Genomic DNA, 13,728 nt, shown 5'->3' on the forward strand with positions numbered 1-13,728 from the left:
CCGGGCCGGCTCTCAGACGGTGCCCGCGCCTCCCCCGACCGCGGCGTCGGCGCTCGGCGCCGAGCCCCGCAGCCAGCTGAGGTCGCCCCCGTCGGTGTTGGTGGCGAGGACGTCGGTGCGGTGCGCGCCGTAGCGGAGGATCGACACGGACGCCGGTCCGACCGAGATGCGCTGGAACAGGTCGAGGTGCACGCCGAGCGCGTCGGCGAGGACGGACTTGACCACGTCGCCGTGGCTGACTGCGAGCCAGACGGCTCCCGGGCCGTGCTCACGTTCGACCGCGGCGTCGTGGGCGCGGATGGCGCTGACGGCGCGGTGCTGCATGCCCGACATCGTCTCGCCGCCCGGGAAGGTCACGGCCGACGGCTGGCGCTGGACCGTCTGCCAGAGGTCCTCGCCCGCGAGCTCCGAGAGGGGCCGGCCCTGCCAGTCCCCGTAGTCGCACTCGGTGATCGCGTCGTCGACCAGCACGTCGAAGGCGGCGTCGGCGGACTGCTGCGCCACGATGGCCTCGGTCGTCTCCCGGCACCGCTCGAGCGGCGAGGTCACGACCCGGGCGAAGGGCACCACGGCCAGCCGCGCTCCGGTCGCCGCGGCTTGCTGCCGCCCGACCTCGTCGAGCAGCACCCCGGGAGTCCGCCCCGCGAGCACCCCCGTCGCGTTCGCCGTAGTCCGCCCGTGCCGCACCACCACAACAGTCGCCATCCCGCCACCCTAGGCCCCGCCCCGCCCCCACCCCACCGTCGCCGAAGGGGGCCAGCGAAGCGCCGCCCGACTCACCTGTCGCCGAAGGGGACCAGCGAAGCGCCGCCCGACCCATCTCTCGCCGAAGGGGCCAGCGAAGCGCCGCCCCGACCCCCGACGCACCAGCACCTGGCGGCCACGAGTCTCAGCACCGCCCGGCCCGAGCCGCACGTCGCCGGAGGCGACGAAAGGCGTCGAAAAAATCCCCCGCGAAGAAGCGAAGCTTCGAACACGGGGGACCCATTTTTGTCGGTGCACCCCCTCGGACTTGAACCGAGAACCCACTGATTAAGAGTCAGTTGCTCTGCCAATTGAGCTAGAGGTGCGTGCTGCGCGGCGTGGCGCAACGAGGAATGACTCTAGCATGAGAATCGACCCCATGAGAACCACCGGCGCCCCTGCGCGCCGCGAGATCGGAGCACCATGTCCACGAAGCTCGAGAAGGGCGCCGCGGCGCCTCCGTTCACCCTCGACGACGAGTCGGGCGCGCCCGTCTCCCTGTCGGACTTCGCGGGTCGCAAGGTGATCGTGTACTTCTACCCGGCGGCGTCGACGCCGGGATGCACGACGCAGGCGTGCGACTTCCGCGACAACATCAACTCGTTGGCGGGCTCGGGCTACCAGGTGCTGGGCGTGTCGAAGGACGCCCCGGAGGCGCTCCGCCGGTTCAAGGACGAGCAGGGCCTGAACTTCCCCCTGCTGTCCGACCCGGAGCTGACGGTGCACCAGGAGTACGGGGCCTGGGGCGAGAAGAACAACTACGGCCGCGTCGTCACCGGCACGATCCGGTCGACGTTCGTGCTCGACGAGCAGGGCGTCGTGCAGCTCCCGTTGTACAACGTGAAGGCGACGGGCCACGTGGCGTCGCTGCGGAAGAAGCTCGGCCTCGACTGAGCCCTCCCGACGACGCCTCGCCCCGCCCTGCCGCGCCGTTTCAGTAGGTGCGAGGCGGGGCGTCGTCGCGTGCGGAGGTCACGGCGACGACGCTGGGGACGAGCAGCAGCACCACGACGAGCACGGCGGGCACGATGAGCCACAGCCCCACGGAGGGGTTGGCGAAGGTGCCCTGCAGGCTGCCGACGCCGACGGCGATCTGCAGCACCTGCCACACGATCGCGGCTCCCCGGATCCAGCCTCGGCCACGGAGGGCGCCGACGACGATGGCGCCGAGCCAGATCGCGGCGAGGAGGGTGAGCAGCAGGATCGCCGCGGCGGCCGCGTAGGAGTCCGGCTGCACCGTGAGGATCTCGATCAGCAGGTACGCCGTCGCCACGGCGAGCAGCGCGGCCTCGGCCGCGAGCAGCAGGACGAGCAGCCAGAAGAGGGCGGGACGCGACGGTGTCGCAGAACGACCTGTCCTCTCGGGAGGGGTGTCTCCGGACTGCTCGGTCACGCTCGATCCCTCCTGAGAATCCTTGATCTGGCGGTTCCAGTATGCGACCATATTCGAGGTCGAAGTGACGCGTACGTCGTGGTGCGCGCCTCCCAATGAATCGAAGTCTCTCGGCTTTCTTCCCCCCACCGGAACCCGGCGCTTCGACGTGCCCGGTCCAGCACCCAAAGGAGTACCCATCGATGGATTGGCGTGACAAAGCCGCCTGCCTGACCGCTGACCCGGAGCTGTTCTTCCCGGTCGGCAACACGGGCCCCGCTGTGGACCAGATCGACAAGGCCAAGACCGTCTGCGGTCGCTGCACGGTCACGGAGACCTGCCTGCAGTACGCCCTGGAGACCAGTCAGGACTCCGGCGTCTGGGGCGGGCTCAGCGAGGACGAGCGCCGAGCGCTGAAGCGCCGCGCCGCCCGCGCCCGTCGCGCCAGCTAGGCGACGGCAGGACGACCACGAGGCCGGCTCCCCCACGGGGAGCCGGCCTCGTCGTGTCCGGCCCTGCGAGCCGTCTCGCCCGGCACGTCAGGCCTCGGCCGTCAGGACCGGGTCAGCCACCGGAACGGGATCTCGATGGTGACCTCGGTGCCGTTCCCGACGAGCGTGTGCCAGTCGATGGTGCCGCCGAGCTCGCCCTGGATGAGCGTCCGGACGATCTGCGTGCCCAGACCGGAGCCGACCTTTCCCTCGGGCAGGCCGACGCCGTCGTCTCGCACCTTCACCGTCAGCTGTTCGTCGTCGCGCTCGGCCGAGATCTCGACGACCCCGTCGCGACCGTCGAGGCCGTGCTCGACGGCGTTGGTGACGAGCTCGGTGAGCGCCAGGGCCAACGGGGTCGCGTACTCGCTCGGGAGGGCGCCGAAGCTGCCCGTCCTGGTGGGTCGCACGGTGGTGGCGTGGCTCGACGCCACCTCGGTGATCAGCATGAGGACCCTGTCGAAGACCGTGTCGAAGTCGACGTTCTGGCTGAGCCCCTCGGACAGCGTGTCGTGGACCACGGCGATGGACGCCACGCGGCGCATCGCCTGCGTCAGGGCCTCGCGGGCCACGTCCGTGTGCGTCCGCCGGGCCTGGATCCGCAGGAGCGACGCGACGGTCTGCAGGTTGTTCTTGACGCGGTGGTGGATCTCGCGGATCGTCGCGTCCTTCGTGATGAGCTCGCGCTCCTGGTGGCGCAGCTCGGTGACGTCGCGGCAGAGCACGACCGCGCCCACGCGCTCGCCCTTGTCGCGGAGCGGGATGGCACGCAGCGACACCGTCACGCCTCGCGCCTCGATGTCCGTCCGCCACGGCGCCCGCCCCGTGACGACGAGCGGGAGCGACTCGTCGATGACGAGCTTGCCCTGGAGCAGCCCGGTCGTCACCTCGGCCAGCGACTCGCCCTCGAGCTCGCCGGCGAAGCCCATGCGGTTGAACGCCGACAGGCCGTTCGGGCTCGCGAAGGTGACCATGCCGTCGACGTCGAGGCGCAGCAGGCCGTCGGAGGCGCGGGGCGCACCCCGCCGCGGGCCGGTCGGTGCCCCGAGATCCGGGAAGTCCCCCGCGGCGATCATCGCGAACAGGTCGTTGCTGCACTGGTTGAAGGTGAGCTCCTGACGGCTCGGCGTGCGCGCCTCGCTCAGGTTCGTGTGCCGCGTGATCACCGCGATGGGCGCCTCCGTCACGTCGGGCCGGCTCGCGCCGAGCCTGCGGAGGACGGGCACGGCCCGGACACGGGTGGGTGTCTCCTCGTACCAGTCGGGCGCCGCCGAGTCGACGATGCGCGTCGTCTCGAAGGCCTGCTGGATCTGGGAGCGCCACTCGGGGCGCACCTCCTGACCGACGAAGTCGCGGTAGAAGAGCGTGGCCGAGCTCGAGGGCCGCGCGTGGGCGACGGCCACGTAGCTGTCGGTGTCCGTGGGGACCCACAGCACCATGTCGGCGAAGGCGAGGTCGGCGAGGAGCTGCCAGTCGCCGACCAGCAGGTGCAGCCACTCGACGTCGGCCTCGCTGGAGCGGCCCTGGGCGAGAACGAGATCACTGAGCGTCGACACCCGCCCAGTCTAGGTCGACCTCCGGCGACAGCCGGCCGTGGCCGTGCGCCCGCCCCGTGCCCCCGACTTCTCCACAGCACTGGCAGGGCGGGACAGACCCGTCTGCGCATGTCATATGTTGAACGCCACACCACCGACGAAAGTCCGAGCCCCATGACTCCCCCTCTCGCCCTCCTGTCGTCCGAGCCCGACGAGCCACGCGGGCTGGACGAGCCCGAACGACGGACGGACGCGCCTCACCGTCCCGCCGAGCTGTTCCTCGTCGAGCCGCTCCCCCCAGAGTCGCTCCCCCCTGAGCAGACGGCTCCCTCCGAGCCGGAGCTCGACCCCGGCCTGGCCGCCGAGGGCCTCGCGCGGTCGGTGCTCGAGGTGCTCGCCGGCGCTCGTGACCTCCAGCAGCTGACCCGATGGGTCACGGCCGACGTCCACGCCGTGCTGCGCGCTCGGGTCCAGCTGTCCACACGGGCTCGCTCCGTGCTCGCCGACCGGCCCGTCCGGCCCGTCCTCCGGATCGGCACGGTGAAGGTCGCCCGCCCCGTGCCGGGCGTCGCCGAGACGGTCGTCGTCGTGCACGGTCGGGGTCGCGCGCGAGCCGTCGCGATCCGGCTCGAGGCCGTCGGCGGGCGCTGGAGGGCGAGCGCGCTGCACATCCTCTGAGCGAGCCGATCCGCAGACGGCGACGGGGCCGCCCACCGGAGGTGAGCGGCCCCGTCAGGGTCGTGTCGGCACGGACGTGCCGGCGGCGTCAGCCGTTCTTCTTGCCCGCCGCGCGACGCTCCGCACGGTTGACGGGCGAGCCGGTCGCCTGACCGCCCTGCGCCTGGCCGAAGGCCCCGCGGGCACCCGGCTTCGACGTGGTGGTCGCCTGGGCTGCCGCGACCTCAGGATCGTCGCCGCGCTCGGCGTCGTCCTGGGCCTTCTGCGCCTTGGCAGTCGCGGCCTGCTCGAGGCGCCCGCGCTGGTCGCGGACCTCGACCTCGCCCGCGATGTTGGGGGCGGAGTACTCGAGCTTCGGCTGCTGCTTCTCGCCGTCGAGGCCCTTGGCGGCGATGACGGGGGTCTCCGCCGCGCCGACCTGCGACTGCACCTCGACCTCGAGGTTGAACAGGAACCCGACCGACTCCTCGCGGATCTGGCCCATCATGCTCTGGAAGAGCGCGTAGCCCTCGCGCTGGTACTCGACCAGCGGGTCGCGCTGCGCCATGGCCCTGAGGCCGATGCCGTCCTTGAGGTAGTCCATCTCGTACAGGTGGTCGCGCCAGCGACGGTCGATGACCGACAGCACGACGCGGCGCTCGAGCTCGCGCATCGCGGGCTCGCCCAGGGTCTCCTCACGGGTCCCGTAGGCGACCTTGGCGTCGGAGAGGATCTCCTGGCCGAGGAAGTCGCGCGTCGCCTTGCCCTTGGAGCCTGCCTCGGTGATGACCTCGTCGATGGTGATCGAGATGGGCCACAGGGTCCGCAGCTCGGTCCAGAGTGCGTCGAGGTCCCAGTCGTCGGGGCTGCCCTCCCCCGTGTGCTGGTCGATGACCTCGTTGACGACGTCCTCGAGGAACCGCTGCGAGCGGTCCTGCAGGTCGTCGCCCTCGAGGATGTGCCGACGGTCGCCGTAGATGGCCTCGCGCTGACGGTTGAGGACGTCGTCGTACTTGAGGACGTTCTTGCGGATCTCGGCGTTGCGCGACTCGACCTGCGACTGGGCGGACCGGATGGCACGGCCGACGATCTTGTTCTCGATGGCCAGGTCGTCCGGCACGTTGCCCCGGCCCATCAGCGACTCGGCGGCGCCCGAGTTGAACAGGCGCATCAGGTCGTCCGTGAGGGACAGGTAGAACCGGCTCTCGCCGGGGTCGCCCTGTCGGCCGCTGCGTCCGCGCAGCTGGTTGTCGATGCGACGCGACTCGTGGCGCTCCGTGCCGAGCACGTAGAGGCCGCCGGCCTCGATGACCTTCTCGGCCTCGGTGGCGACCTCGGCCTTCTTGGCCGCGAAGACGTCGTCCCAGGCGGCCTCGTACTCGTCCGGCGTGTCGGAGGGGCTGAGGCCCTTCGTGTTCATCTCCGCGACGGCGAGGAACTCGGCGTTGCCGCCCAGCATGATGTCGGTGCCTCGACCGGCCATGTTCGTCGCGACCGTGACCGAGCCGAAGCGACCGGCCTGGGCGACGATCGCCGCCTCCCTGGCGTGGTTCTTGGCGTTCAGCACCTCGTGCTTGACGCCGCGCTTCGCGAGGAGGCGGGACAGGTACTCGCTCTTCTCGACGCTCGTGGTGCCGACCAGCACCGGCTGGCCCTTCTCGTGGCGCTCCACGATGTCCTCGGCGACCTGCTCGAACTTCGCGGTCTCGTTCTTGTAGACGAGGTCGGTCTGGTCGATGCGCTGCATCGACTTGTTCGTGGGGATGGGGACGACGCCGAGCTTGTAGGTGCTCATGAACTCGGCGGCCTCGGTCTCGGCCGTTCCCGTCATCCCGGACAGCTTCTTGTAGAGGCGGAAGTAGTTCTGCAGGGTGACGGTCGCGAGCGTCTGGTTCTCCGCCTTGACCTCCACCCCCTCCTTGGCCTCGATGGCCTGGTGGATGCCCTCGTTGTAGCGGCGGCCGCTGAGGATGCGGCCGGTGTGCTCGTCGACGATGAGCACCTCGCCGTTGATCACGACGTAGTCCTTGTCGCGCTTGAACAGCGCGCTCGCCTTGATGGAGTTGTTGAGGAACGAGATGAGGGGGGTGTTGGCCGACTCGTAGAGGTTGTCGATGCCGAGGTAGTCCTCGACCTTCTCGATGCCGGGCTCGAGCACGCCCACGGTGCGCTTCTTCTCGTCGACCTCGTAGTCGGTGCCGGCGACGAGGCGCTTCGAGATCGTCGCGAACTCGGCGAACCAGCGGTTGGCCTCGCCCGAGGCGGGCCCCGAGATGATGAGGGGCGTCCTCGCCTCGTCGATGAGGATCGAGTCGACCTCGTCGACCACGGCGAAGAAGTGGCCGCGCTGGACCATGTCCTGCGACTGCCACGCCATGTTGTCGCGCAGGTAGTCGAAGCCGAACTCGTTGTTCGTGCCGTAGGTGATGTCGGCCGCGTACTGCTCGCGGCGCTCGGCCGGTGTCTGTCCGGCGAGGATGCAGCCGGTCGTCATGCCGAGGGCACGGAAGACCCGGCCCATCAGCTCGGACTGGTAGCTCGCGAGGAAGTCGTTGACGGTGATGACGTGGACGCCGCGGGAGGCGATCGCGTTGAGGTAGGCGGCGGTCGTGGCGACGAGCGTCTTGCCCTCACCGGTCTTCATCTCGGCGATGTTGCCGAGGTGGAGGGCCGCGCCGCCCATCAGCTGGACGTCGAAGTGGCGCATGCCGAGGGTCCGCTTCGCGGCCTCCCGGACGGCTGCGAAGGCCTCGGGCAGCAGGTCGTCGAGCGACTCGCCGCCCGCGTAGCGCTCGCGCAGCTCGACGGTCTCGTTCTTGAGCTCGTCGTCCGTGAGCGTCGTGAAGTCGTCCTCGAGCTCGTTGACGGCCGAGGCGTACGCCTTGAGCCTGCGGAGTGTGCGCCCTTCACCGACGCGGAGGACCTTCTCTAGGACGTTGGCCAACGGATGCTCCCTGGTTCTGGACGTGTCCGCCCCCTCGCGGGACGATCACGGAATGGTGACAAGACTAGCGGCCACTGCCCTGGGAGGAGGAGGGAGGACCGGCGTGGTCCTCCCTTCCTCCCCCGTGGGCGTGGCCGCCTGGTGCGACGCCGCGGCGGGACGCCGCGGCGTCCGGGGCGTCCGGGGCGTCAGCCGGCGAAGCCCGCCTTCAGGGCCGTCGCCGCCTCCTGCAGCTCAGGGGCGCTCTGGTCGAGGCCGATGACGCCGTAGTCCCACCCCTTGCGGCGGTAGACGACGCTCGGGCGATCGGTCTCGGAGTCGATGAAGAGGTAGAAGTCGTGGCCCACGAGCTCCATGTAGTACAGGGCGTCGTCGACGGTCATCGGCGTCGACGCGAAGACCTTCTTGCGGATGACGACGGGCGTGTAGACCTCGTCCTCCTCCTCGGCCACCTCGCCCTGCACGGTCGGGACGCTGCCCGTGCGGACCGCGTCGAGGGTCTCGGCGGCGGCCGGGACCACCCCGAGAGTGCTGAAGTCGGCGCTCGAGGCCTCCTGCAGCGACGTGGGCCTGTGCTGGCCCCGGTGCACCTTCTTGCGGTCCTTCGCCCGGCGTATCCGCTCGAGCAGCCGCGCGACCGCGAGGTCGAAGGCGACGTACTTGTCGCCTCCCGTCGACTCGGCCCGCACGAGGGGGCCCGGGCCGATGAGGGTGAGCTCGACGCGGTCGTCGCCGGCCTGGCCGCTCGCCTTCTCGTTGTGGCGCGAGACCTTGATCTCGAGCGCCAGAGCCTTGGTGGCGAGCTGCGCCACCTTGTCGGCCTTGTCAGTGGCGTAGTCGCGGAAACGATCGGTGATGCCGACGTTTCGACCCGTGACGGAAATTTCCATGACGACCTCCTATGGCTATCGACGTGCCGCCTGTCAGCCAGGCGGATGTCCTTTCACGCCTTTGCCCCACCGTAGCCAGGTCGACGCCTCCCTGTCACCTCCCGTCCACCCGCGCGTCGCCCTGAGGCGGCCGCGGGACCGGCGCGGGGGCGTCACGACGCGGCGCGCGCGGCGAGCGGCGTCGACGCGAGGCAGACCGCGGCGACCACCTCGGCGCCCGCGTCCTCGAGGGCCCTCCGCGCCTCCTGCACGGTGCTCCCCGTCGTGAGGACGTCGTCGAGGACGACCACCCGGCGGCCCGTCAGGTCGACCCGGCAGCGCAGGCTGCCCTGTCGGGCCCGCGCGCGCTGTTCGCGGTCGAGGCGCTTCTGGGACGACGAGCGGCCGGGGCGGACGACGAGGACGCCCGGGGACGCGGAGACCCCCGCGGCCCGGGCGAGGGTCGTCACCGGGTCCCACCCCCGCCGCCGCCGCCCCGACGGGGACGGGGGCACGGCGACCAGCGCCGTCGGCGGGGAACCCGGGGGCAGGGCGACGTCCACCGCGGCGCGCAGGGCCGGTCCGAGGTCGGCCGCGAGCCTCACTCGGCCCTGTTGCTTGTACGCCAGGACGGCCTCCCGGACCTCGAACTCGTACCGGAGCGCCGTGACGACGCGGAGGCCGGCGTGCACCGCCTCGACGGGCCGGGGGCGCAGGAGGCGTCGGCAGCTGCCGCAGACCTCGAGGTCGGGGGCGCCGCAGCCGGCGCAGCTGACCGGCGACACCGCGGCCAGGGCGCCCCGGAGGGCCACGGCGAGGGCGGGACGGAGGACGAGCGGCACCTCACCAGCCTGGCCACGTCACGAGGCCGTCCCCTGCCGGACGAGCCGCCGACGGGGACGGCGTCGCGACGACCGGCCCCGGGGAGGGACGACGCCCCGGCCGACCGCTCAGCGCTGGGTCGCGAGCAGGTCCGCCACGACGCCCGTGTCCTGCCAGCTGCTCCCCCGGGGCTCGAGCACCGAGCCCTCCGCCGTCAGCACGCGCAGGCTGGACGCCCCGTTGCCGCCGACGATGGTCGTGGCGCTCCCCGAGGGCTGCCCCGACCCCGCCGACGACCCGCCGACCTCGGCGAGCGAGACGAGCGAGCCCTCTCCCGTGTCGGTCAGGGTGGCGACGGTCAGCTGGTCGGCCCACGTCGCGTCGACGGGGCGGCCCGTCGGCGCCGCCAGCTCGACCGGCGGGCCGAGCGCCGTCGGCACGCCGCGGGAGTCGCGCAGCAGGGCGACGACCAGGAGTCGGGACTCGCCCTGGTCGTCGAGCAGCACGAGCGCCCTGGCGCCGTCCCGCGACACCCGGAACGACACGACGGCCGATCCGGCGGGCAGCGTGGACGTCACGGCGTGGGGCACCCCGTCCGCGCCGGTGGCCGTGACGGCCCGGGCGTCGTCGACCGGCACCGACCAGACCCAGCCGGCGTCGTCGAGGGTCGGCGGGGCGAGCCCCGCGCGTCCGTCGACGAGCAGGCTCGAGCCGTCCGCCCCCACGCGGAGGGCACCGCGGTCCGTCCCCACGACGACGACGGACAGGTCCGCCGACGCCTCGGCCGAGGTCGGGGCCAGGGCGCCGACGACGGGGCCGAGCCCGGGCAGGGGGCTGACCGACGACCGGGAGGCGAACCCGAGCACCCCGTCGGCGACCACCAGGGGCCGCGCGTCGACCGTGGGGTCGCGCAGGGGTGCCGCCCCGCCCAGGTCGGGCACGTCGAGGACGGTCGACTCGACGCTGAGATCGACCGCCGTGATCGTCGAGAGCGTCGAGAAGCTCGCCAGCAGCTGGGCCTGCATGCGCGCGCGGGCGGTGTCCGAGGCCGAGAGGGCGTCGCTCGTGAGGTCGACCCTGGCGGTGCCGTCGTCGACGGTGATCGCGGTCAGCGAGAGCTGCGTGCCCTCGGGGAACGCGGAGACCACCGCGCCCTGCAGCCAGGTCGACGGCCCGTCGAGGAGCGCCGAGGCGATGCGCGTGCTCGTCGACGACCGGGCGAGGAACCACCGCTGGTCGGGCACGAGGTACCGGAAGGACGGGTCGTAGAAGTAGACCGCGTGGGCCCGGAAGATGGACTGGAACGTGGCGGGGTTCAGCACCGTGCCGTCCGGGGCGTCGCTGATCCGCCACTGGGCGTCCTCCTGCACGAACGAGTAGCCGAGGCTGGTGGGCACGGAGGTGGTGGCGGGGACGTAGTGGCCGCCGCCGTCGAGGGTGGCCGTCGCCGTGAACGCGTACTCGAGCTCGTCCTCCCCGACGCGCGTCGTGGCGCCGCCGCCCGGCCGGACGGTGACGCTCGCGCGCGCGTCCCAGGCGTCGGCGAAGCCGGCCGAGAGGTACTCGCGCGCGACCGCGTAGTTGTCCTGCGGGCCCGTGCCCGCCGAGATGAAGTCCCGGAGGATGCGCTCCTGCGAGCTGTCGGCCACCGGGCCCTTCGGCGTGTACACGACGTCGCTCGGCACGTCGGCGGTGATGGGGTCGCCCTCCTGCACCGGGCCGCTGTCGGGGATGGAGGCGCAGCCCGCGAGCACCGTCGCCACGAGGACGACGCCGGCCACGAGGGCGCGCAGGCGGTCACGGCCTCGCACGGCGCACCTCCTCGTGGCCGTCCGGGGCCGGTCGGGTCGCCGTCGCCTCGGGGAGCGCGCCCGCCCAGGGCTCCGAGCCGTGCTCGGCCAGGTCGTCCGCGTCGCGCGGCACCACGGCCAGGGGCGAGGAGGTGGTGGCCGCGCCTGCCACGCGCGGCAGCGTCACGACGAACCGGCTGCCCTCGCCCAGCCTCGACCACACCTCGAGGCGCCCGCCGTGCAGGACGGCGTCCTCGAGGCTGATGGCGAGCCCGAGGCCGGTGCCGCCGATCGTCCGGCGACGGGACGGGTCGGCCCGCCAGAACCGGTCGAAGACGCGCTCGACGTCGCCCTGGCGCATGCCGACGCCGTGGTCGCGCACGGCGACGGCGACGGACTCGGCGTCGCTGTCGACCTCGACCTCGATCGGCCTGCCCTCGCCGTGCTCGATCGCGTTGCCGAGCAGGTTGCGCAGGATGCGGCGCAGCCGTCGCGGATCGACCTCGGCCTCGAGGTACCCGCCCCTCGCGTCGATGCTGACCACGCTGCCGGCCTCGGCGGCCAGCGGCTCGAACTCGGCCACGCCGTCCTCGACGAGCGTGGCGACGGTGGTGCTCTCGACGTCGAGCTCGACCGCGCCCGCGTCGAAGCGCGAGATCTCGAGCAGGTCGGCCAGCAGCAGCTCGAAGCGGTCGACCTGCGTGTGCAGCAGCTCGGCCGTGCGGGCCGTGGACGGGGTGAACGAGCCACGCTGGTCGTAGAGCACGTCGCCGGCGAGGCGGATCGTCGTGAGCGGGGTGCGCAGCTCGTGCGACACGTCGCTGACGAACCGCTGCTGCACCCGCGACAGCTCGGCCAGCTGCGAGATCTGCCGCTGCATCCCGTCCGCCATGCCGTTGAACGAGCGCCCCAGGGTGGCGACGACGTCCTGGCCCTTCTCGGGGATCCGCTGGTCGAGGTCGCCCGCCGCGATGGCCTGGCTCGTCTCGGCCGCGACGCGCACCGGGCGGACGACCGTCCGGGCGACGACGTACGTGATGACGCCGATCAGGACGACGAGCGCGAGCGAGCCGAGCGCGAGGGTGCGCTGCATCAGCGCCAGCGTCGTCGCGGCGTCGCTGAGGTCGTAGACGAGGTAGAGCTCGTACTGGCCGGCCGTCGGGACCTGGAGGGTGCTGCCGACGACGATGCCGGGCACGGACCCTCCGTCGGCCCGGGGCAGGGCCACGGGCTGCATCGAGAGCGCCCCGGTGTCGGAGGCCACGCGCTCACGGAGCTCCGGCGTCAGCTCGGCCCCGGGGAAGTCGGGGCTCGCGATGTCCTGCACGGTCTGCGCGGTCGACTGCCCCGGCGTCCTCAGGATCGCGATGCTCGTGCCGCCCGGGCTCGACGTCGAGCCCAGGATGGTGCTCTGGGCCTCGTTCTGCAGGGAGTCGAGCTCGACCTGGTCCGCGTCCTCCGTGGCCGTCGCCGAGTCGAAGATCGACTGGGCGAGGATCGTCGCGCGCTGGGACTCGGACTGCACCTGGTCCCGGCGCTGGTCGTAGAGGTTCGCGCTGATGCTGACCGAGATGGACGTGGCGATGATCGACGCGCCGACCCCGGCGAGCACGACGGTGAGGGCGACCGTGCGGAACTCGAGCGACCGGCGCCACGCCGAGAGGAGGTGGGGGCCGACGTCCCGCCAGGCGCCCCGGCGTCGCCACCAGGCACCGGGGCCGAGCGCACCGACGACGGCGCCCCGCCAGCCCGCGCCCGCGCCCTCGCCCCGCCCGGCCACGACGGGCTGCTAGGCCCCGCCGCCGGCGCGGTAGCCGACGCCGCGGACGGTCGTGACGATGCGCGGCGCGTCCGGGTCGTGCTCGACCTTCGCCCGCAGCCGCTGCACGTGGACGTTGACCAGTCGCGTGTCGGCCTTGTAGTGGTAGCCCCAGACCTGCTCCAGGAGCATCTCGCGGGTGAAGACCTGCTGCGGCTTGGACGCGAGGGCCAGCAGCAGCTCGAACTCGAGGGGAGTCAGGGCGATGACCGCGTCGCCGCGACGCACCTCGTGCGCGGCCACGTCCAGTCGCAGGTCGCCGACCGTGAGCACGTCGTTGGTGGGCTCGGTCGGGGGACGCAGGCGCGTCCTGATCCGCGCCACGAGTTCCTTCGGGTTGAAGGGCTTGACGACGTAGTCGTCGGCCCCGCTCTCGAGCCCGCGGACCACGTCGACCGTGTCGCCCTTCGCGGTCAGCATGATGATCGGCACGCCGCTCTCGGCCCGGATCGCCCGGCACACCTCGAGGCCGTCCTTGCCCGGCAGCATCAGGTCGAGCAGCACCAGGTCGGGCGAGGCGTCGCGGAACGCGGCGAGCGCCCCGTCGCCGTCGGCGCAGAAGTGCGGCTCGAACTCGTCGGCCCGGAGCACGATGCCGATCATCTCGGCGAGCGCGGGGTCGTCGTCCACCACCAGGATGCGCGGGGTCATGGTCTCCGTCTTCGGCTGGGCCGCTCGGGTCGCG

Annotated in this window: 12 protein-coding genes and 1 tRNA gene; 3 read left to right on the forward strand and 10 right to left on the reverse strand. The window is 72.3% G+C overall.

The features are described 5' to 3' along the window. Positions 1-12 precede the first annotated feature (12 nt). Positions 13-705, reverse strand: a complete 693-nt coding sequence (locus ITJ48_RS04380; RefSeq protein ID WP_194612541.1) for an MSMEG_4193 family putative phosphomutase — start codon at positions 703-705, stop codon at positions 13-15. A gap of 292 nt (positions 706-997) precedes the next feature. Then, positions 998-1,070, reverse strand: a tRNA-Lys gene (locus ITJ48_RS04385). A gap of 97 nt (positions 1,071-1,167) precedes the next feature. On the opposite strand from ITJ48_RS04385, the gene bcp reads away from it, so the two are divergent. Then, positions 1,168-1,638 carry a thioredoxin-dependent thiol peroxidase gene (bcp, locus tag ITJ48_RS04390; RefSeq protein WP_192042036.1) on the forward strand — a complete coding sequence of 157 codons (471 nt, stop codon included), beginning with the start codon at positions 1,168-1,170 and terminating at the stop codon, positions 1,636-1,638. 40 nt (positions 1,639-1,678) lie between these two features. Here the strand turns inward: bcp and ITJ48_RS04395 are convergent, their stop codons facing one another. Next, positions 1,679-2,137, reverse strand: a complete 459-nt coding sequence (locus ITJ48_RS04395; RefSeq protein ID WP_370544776.1) for a hypothetical protein — start codon at positions 2,135-2,137, stop codon at positions 1,679-1,681. A gap of 182 nt (positions 2,138-2,319) precedes the next feature. Between ITJ48_RS04395 and ITJ48_RS04400 the strand changes: the two genes are divergently transcribed. Beyond that, positions 2,320-2,568: a WhiB family transcriptional regulator gene (locus ITJ48_RS04400; RefSeq protein ID WP_055796236.1), complete on the forward strand. Its 249-nt coding sequence runs from the start codon at positions 2,320-2,322 to the stop codon at positions 2,566-2,568. A 101-nt stretch (positions 2,569-2,669) separates the two neighbouring features. Here ITJ48_RS04400 and ITJ48_RS04405 read toward each other — a convergent pair whose 3' ends face one another. Next, complete coding sequence (locus ITJ48_RS04405) at positions 2,670-4,163, reverse strand: sensor histidine kinase (RefSeq protein ID WP_123546497.1); 1,494 nt, start codon at positions 4,161-4,163, stop codon at positions 2,670-2,672. Positions 4,164-4,316: 153 nt separating this feature from the next. Between ITJ48_RS04405 and ITJ48_RS04410 the strand changes: the two genes are divergently transcribed. Continuing rightward, on the forward strand, positions 4,317-4,820 hold the full coding sequence (locus tag ITJ48_RS04410; protein WP_194612542.1) for an Rv3235 family protein: 504 nt from the start codon (positions 4,317-4,319) through the stop codon (positions 4,818-4,820). An 88-nt stretch (positions 4,821-4,908) separates the two neighbouring features. On the opposite strand, the gene secA is transcribed toward ITJ48_RS04410, so the two are convergent. The 6 genes from secA to mtrA all read right to left on the reverse strand — a co-directional run bounded on the left by secA (position 4,909) and on the right by mtrA (position 13,694). After that, positions 4,909-7,743 carry a preprotein translocase subunit SecA gene (gene secA / locus ITJ48_RS04415; protein WP_194612543.1) on the reverse strand — a complete coding sequence of 945 codons (2,835 nt, stop codon included), beginning with the start codon at positions 7,741-7,743 and terminating at the stop codon, positions 4,909-4,911. Positions 7,744-7,931: 188 nt separating this feature from the next. Next, the gene (gene hpf, locus ITJ48_RS04420; protein WP_123546500.1) at positions 7,932-8,633 is read right to left on the reverse strand and encodes a ribosome hibernation-promoting factor, HPF/YfiA family; all 702 of its coding nucleotides are present in this window, start codon (positions 8,631-8,633) and stop codon (positions 7,932-7,934) included. A 152-nt stretch (positions 8,634-8,785) separates the two neighbouring features. Next, entirely contained in the window at positions 8,786-9,454 is a 669-nt protein-coding gene (locus ITJ48_RS16600; RefSeq protein ID WP_194612544.1) for a phosphoribosyltransferase family protein, read from the reverse strand. Between the two features lie 108 nt (positions 9,455-9,562). Then, a complete protein-coding gene (locus ITJ48_RS04430) occupies positions 9,563-11,245 on the reverse strand; it encodes an LpqB family beta-propeller domain-containing protein (protein ID WP_194612545.1) in 1,683 nt (560 codons plus the stop codon). Continuing rightward, a complete protein-coding gene (gene mtrB, locus ITJ48_RS16050) occupies positions 11,232-13,004 on the reverse strand; it encodes an MtrAB system histidine kinase MtrB (protein WP_194612546.1) in 1,773 nt (590 codons plus the stop codon). Before mtrB ends, ITJ48_RS04430 begins: the two co-directional genes overlap by 14 nt. 9 nt (positions 13,005-13,013) lie before the next feature. After that, positions 13,014-13,694 carry an MtrAB system response regulator MtrA gene (gene mtrA / locus ITJ48_RS04440; protein WP_123546504.1) on the reverse strand — a complete coding sequence of 227 codons (681 nt, stop codon included), beginning with the start codon at positions 13,692-13,694 and terminating at the stop codon, positions 13,014-13,016. Positions 13,695-13,728: the final 34 nt, after the last annotated feature.

This window comes from Frigoribacterium sp. VKM Ac-2530 (assembly GCF_015350835.1).
In the GTDB taxonomy this organism is placed as follows: domain Bacteria; phylum Actinomycetota; class Actinomycetes; order Actinomycetales; family Microbacteriaceae; genus Frigoribacterium.